3 protein-coding genes are annotated in these 5,763 nt (G+C 45.6%); all 3 read left to right on the forward strand.

The genetic code is table 11. The features are described 5' to 3' along the window. Window positions 1-374: DNA adenine methylase (locus QZ375_RS13505; protein WP_295219778.1), on the forward strand; the 374-nt coding region annotated here is incomplete at its 5' end. Beyond that, the gene (locus QZ375_RS13510) at window positions 371-613 is read left to right on the forward strand and encodes a hypothetical protein (protein ID WP_295219780.1); all 243 of its coding nucleotides are present in this window, start codon (window positions 371-373) and stop codon (window positions 611-613) included. The genes QZ375_RS13505 and QZ375_RS13510, both read left to right, overlap by 4 nt. A 112-nt stretch (window positions 614-725) precedes the next feature. After that, the coding region (gene mobP3 / locus QZ375_RS13515) for a MobP3 family relaxase (RefSeq protein WP_295219782.1) at window positions 726-5,763 on the forward strand (5,038 nt) is incomplete at its 3' end.

Genomic DNA, 5,763 nt, shown 5'->3' on the forward strand with positions numbered 1-5,763 from the left:
TTGAAAAGCTCATCCGGCAGTATGACCGCCCGGTGAGCTTTTTCTATTGCGATCCGCCGTATTATGCCACAGAGAATTACTACAAAGATGTGGGATTTACAGCAAAAGATCATGTCAGATTGCGTGATGTCTTGTTGCATATTTCGGGCAAATTTTTAGTTTCCTATAACGACTGTCCCGAAATACGGGAACTTTGGAATAGACCGGGCATTACCATAGAGGAAATCAGCAGACTGAACAATCTGGCGCAGCGGTATGACGGCGGATGTATGTACAACGAGTTGCTGATTTCCAATTACGATACCAGTGAAAGAACGAAAATGACAAGACAGCTCTCTCTTTTTGACGATAACAACGGAGGTTTTACTTTATGAAACAGGTGATTTTTTCACAGATTTTAGCTGGAAACGGCGTGACAAATTTCAACGGACTGTTTGATGAAAATGGTCTGCCGGTGCGTGTGGAACTGGAGAAAAATGCTGACGGCGTCGTCCTTACCGTTCTGCGCAGAGAATTATCGGAGGACGAACAGCAGAAAATCTGCATGGATTATGAACACTGCCAGGATTGTCCACTGTGTGAAGAATGCGATGCGGAGTGCAGTGGAATATGACGCTGGATTGGTTTTGCTTAAGGATTCGTTCGCCGACTTTTCCAGCAAGATTCAGCAACAAAAAACGCATTACAGCACGTATTTTCGTGCTTTTTTGAAAGGAAGTTTGTATATGTTCAAAAACAAAATATTCAAGAAATTGGGTGCAGGTCTGATGGCAGGACTCTGCGCTTTTTCCATGATGGGAACAAATTTCAGCAGTTCGTTTGGTGCGAGTGCGGCAAGCAGTTCCACCGAAAATGTTGCATTTCCGTCCGCCGATACGGTTATCGCAAAAGCGGCAACCCTGCTGGGAACGCCTTACACTTTTGGGAACAAAGGTTATTCTGGTATCTACACCCAGGACGCATATTCACCGCTGTCCGTCAATACCATCAAAAGCCTTGGCATCGACTGTTCCGGTCTAGTCTACTATACCCTGTCCCAGCTTGGCTACAAAACCACGGGCTTTTCCTGGAACAATCCCGTTCCGGTAGACACAGCCCACTGGCTGACTGTCAGCGATAACTGCACGATCAGTTACGGCGGTAAAACCTCGAAAGTTGATGTTGAAAAGCAGAACATCAAAACGGAAGATCACCCCTACTGGGAATGCGCTGACGGTTCGACGATTACAGCCGGTTCGGTGGTTGTGGCAGAAACCAAAAACATTAACCATGCCTGGATTTACATGGGCGAGTTCAATTCCCGAAACGATGTGGTATCCTATCTGAAAAGCATCGGCGTTCCGGAAAGTCTGATCACTTCATCAACAGTCGGCAGCGGAAAGGGTGACGGTGGCACACACTGGCGTATCGAATCCAACGGTTCGCAGGGTGTTGTCATCAACAACAATACCGATGGAAAAAGCGCAACCGCACTGAATACTTCGGCGTTTCGTATTACCCAGAATGATGCAACCTTCCGCATCAAGAAGTGCCTCGACGGAACATCTCAGATTGTCGGAAAATCCACAGTGGACGGCAGCACGGCAAAGTACGGCGTTTACTCTGATTCTGCGTGCAAAACTAAAGTCGGAGAAATTACGATTGGCGCAGATGGTACAGGTTCGATAAAGCTGCCTATGGGGAGTTATTACGTCAAGGAAATTTCTGCTCCGAAAGGCTATGCGCTGTCAACAAAAGTTTACGAACTAAAAGCCAATCAGACCGTGACCGTGTACGAGGACTATGAAACTGGCACCATTAAAATCAACAAGACCTCTGAAGATAATGTTGTGAAAGATATCGAATTCAAAGTGACCGGTTCGGACGGCAGCAGTTACACGAAAAAGACAAATTCAAGCGGTGTTGCGGAATTTTCTGGACTGAAAGTGTACAACCCCAGTACAGGCAAGGCGATCACCTACACCGTTTCCGAAATCAATGTTGCCACACGTTACGAAACGCCCAAAGCGCAGAATGTGACGCTGGCAAGCGGAGATGTGGATTTAACGGTGAATATGAATTTTGTCAACGACCTGAAAAAAGGGTCGATCAAAATCAATAAGCAGTCGGAGGACGGCGAAAACGGCGACCGTGAATTTACGATCACAGGCGGCGGAAAAACTTACACCATAAAAACAGGCTCTGACGGCATTGCCATACTTTCTGACATTCCCGTCTATGACAGCAATAACGAAAAGATTGTCTACACGATTTCTGAGAAAAATGTGCCGATAAAATACGTTGTTCCTGCCGATCAGACCGCTACGCTGACGGCTGACGCTACCACAACGAAAACATTCAAAAACGCGTTGAAAAAGTTCACCGCAGGGGTTGTGAAACAGGATGCGGAAACTGGTTCTGCACAAGGAGACGCGACTCTTGCCGGCGCAGTTTATGGACTGTATCTGGACGGCGAACTCATTGATACCTACACCACCGATTCGGACGGCTATTTCAAGACAAAGGAATATGTTTGCGGCAATTATACGCTTCAGGAAATCTCCCCATCTGAAGGCTATCTGTTGGATGAAACGGTTTACTCCGTCGGCGCAGAAGCCAAGAATTATACAGTAGAACATAATCTGATTTCCGTTGCCGTGACCGAGGATGTGGTAAAGGGAAACATTTCCATTTTGAAGCATTCTGATGATGGCAGCACGCAGATCGAAACGCCGGAAGTCGGCGCTGAATTTGAGGTTTTCCTCAAGAGTTCCGGCAGTTATGAAAATGCAAAAGACTCCGAAAAAGACTACCTTATCTGTGATGAAAACGGCTTTGCACAGACAAAAAATATGCCATACGGCGTGTACACGGTGCATCAGACTGTCGGCTGGGAAGGTACGGAGTTGATTGCGGATTTCGATGTGTACGTCAGCGAAAACGGCAAGACCTATGCGTTTCTTTTGAACAATAGGGAGTTTGAAAGCTATGTAAAAATTGTAAAAGTGGATTCCGAAACTGGAAATACCATTCCCTACGAGGGCGCAGGATTTGAGATTTACGATTCTAACGGCGAAAAGATTTCCATGTCCTACAGTTACCCGACACCTACTACAATTGATGTATTTTACACCAATTCCGAAGGCTATCTGATCACACCGGAAGTTCTTTCTTACGGAGAATACACGCTTGTGGAGGTGCAAGCTCCCTACGGGTATGTGCTGGACAGCACTCCTGTGTCCTTCACAATCTCCACTGAAAATGCAGAGGAAGAAAACGCTTTGACAATCGTGAAAGTCACAAAGGAAAACACCGCCCAGAAGGGCAGAATCAGCGTTCAGAAAACCGGCGACAGCTTCGTGTCTGTTGCAGCGGCGTCCTCCGCTTACACAGATGAAAACGGCGAAACAATCGTCAATCCTACCACCTACACTCCCGTGTTTGCGAACGGAAATCTTTCCGGTGCAGTATTTCAGGTGATCGCCTCTGAGGATATTGTTACTCTTGACGGCACGATTCGTGCCAATGCAGGGGATGTTGTGGCAGAGCTGACAACAGACGAAAACGGCTATGCGGAAACGGAGTTGCTGTACCTCGGAAAGTATGAAATTCGTGAAATTACTGCGCCTTACGGCTACGTATTGAACAGCGAAACGCAGGTTGTAGAGCTTGTGTACGCAGGGCAGGAAATCGCTGTTCTGGACACCACAAATACGTCATTTGTCAATGATTATCAGGGTGTTGAAATCTCACTTTCTAAGGTTATGGAAAGTGATGAAACCTTCGGCATTTCGGCAGAAAACAGCGCAGTGAATGTCCGCTTCGGACTGTTTGCAGCGGAAGAAATTGTGGCTTCTAACGGCTCAGCGATTCCTGCGGACGGTTTAATTGCGGAGGTTTCTCTGGATGAAAATATGACGGCTGTCATTGCAGAGAAAATTCCATTTGGCAAGTATTATGTGCAGGAAATCGCCACAGACGAGCATTACGTTTTGAACGGTGAAAAGTATCTTGTGGACTTTGAATATATAGGGCAGGAAGTCACAACAGTCAGCATTGATTGCGGTCAGTTTACAAATGAGCTGAAGCGTGGAAAAATCGAAGGAATCAAGGGAAATGAATCCGATGAACCGCTGGAGAATGCGTTGTTTGGATTGTTTGCGGTTGATACTGTTGACTTTGTTGCAGACAGCGCATATATGACGGCTGTGTCCGATGAAAACGGATATTTTGAGTTTGATGACGTTCCCTACGGCGAGTATGTTATCAGAGAAATCAAAGCTCCCACAGGCTACCTTCTCAGTGAGGAAAGCTATCCCGTGACAATTTCTGAGGACGGCGAAATTGTGGAAATCACAGCTGAAAACAAGCCGATTACCATTGAAATTTCCAAACAGGATGTATATGGAGAAGAACTTTCCGGTGCGGAAATGGAGCTTATCAACAGCGACAAAGAAACTGTTGATAAATGGATTTCTGATGGCACTAATCATGTTGTTACCGAACTTCCTGCCGGAGATTACACACTGAAAGAAATCGCTGCTCCTGACGGCTATGTGATTGCAACCGACATCAGTTTTACAGTTGATATTTACGGTAATGTTACCGTAGAAAACGCAGACGCAGTTGCTGTTTCGGAAGACGGCAATCCGCTGATTGTTATGGTAGACGATACCACAAAAGTGCGGATTTCTAAGCAGGATATCACCACCGGCGAGGAACTGCCCGGTGCGGATTTGCAGATCATTGACAAGAATGGGGACGTAATCGAGGAATGGACTTCTACCAAAGAGTCGCATTATTTGGAGGCGGTTCTCAAAGCTGGTGAAACCTACACATATGACAATTTAACTGCATGGCGTGATCTCGTCATAAGGCAAATTCCAAACATTGCAAAGCATCAAAAAATTGATCTGGCAAATCTCAGGTGGTATGCAGCTTTTCATGATAAGGAAACCAATCCTCATGTGCATATCATTATCTATTCCACAAACGAGCGTGAAGGATTTCTGACGAATCATGGCATCGAAAAAATCCGCAGCGGCTTTGCAAATGATATTTATCAGGATGAATTGCATCATCTATATCAGCAGCAAACGGACTTGCGGAATCTCTTGAAAAAGGAGTTGGCGGAGTTGATGCAGAAGCTTGCATCTGACATTTCATCCAGTGCTTTTTCAGATGCAGAATTATTACGCCTGGTTGCAAAGCTACATGAACAGCTGGTAACTGCAAAAAGCAAGAAAACTTATGGATACTTAAAGCCGGAAATTAAGCGGACTGTTGATGAGATATTTTCTCATCTTGCAGAAAACGAATTGATTCGAAAAATGTATGCTCTCTGGTGTGAGATGGAACAGCAGAAGCATGATGTGTATTCATCTGCACGAGTTGATTTTCCTTCGTTTGTTGGTAACAAAGAATTTAAGTCGGTGAAAAATATGATTGTGCAAACGGTGGCGCAAATGCAGCCGCCTGACATAGAGATAGCCGAACCTGAGCCGCCGGAACCAGAATTTTTCGATGAAGCAGTTCCATTCGACATCCCTCCGGATGATCTGCAATCCGAAAATTTTACGGAAGAACATACGGAAAAGTTCCGCCTGAAGTGGAGCGACCATTATAAATCAGCTTGCAAAATAATTTACGACAAGCAGTCAAAAGTAGAAGATTTCCAAAAAGTGGAGCAGCTTTTATTGTCGGAGGCGGAGTCGGGAAATGCGCTCGTGATGTTTGAATTGGGAAAGCTGTATGCGTCTGAAAAGCTGGGCAAAAAGGATACGG

This window comes from Ruminococcus sp. (genome assembly GCF_019417665.1).
Taxonomy (GTDB): Bacteria; Bacillota; Clostridia; order Oscillospirales; family Ruminococcaceae; genus Ruminococcus_C.

Excerpts from the sequence above, each read along its gene's own strand:
- QZ375_RS13510 (WP_295219780.1), top strand. The coding sequence starts at position 371 with ATGAAACAGGTGATTTTTTCACAGATTTTAGCTGGAAACGGCGTGACA.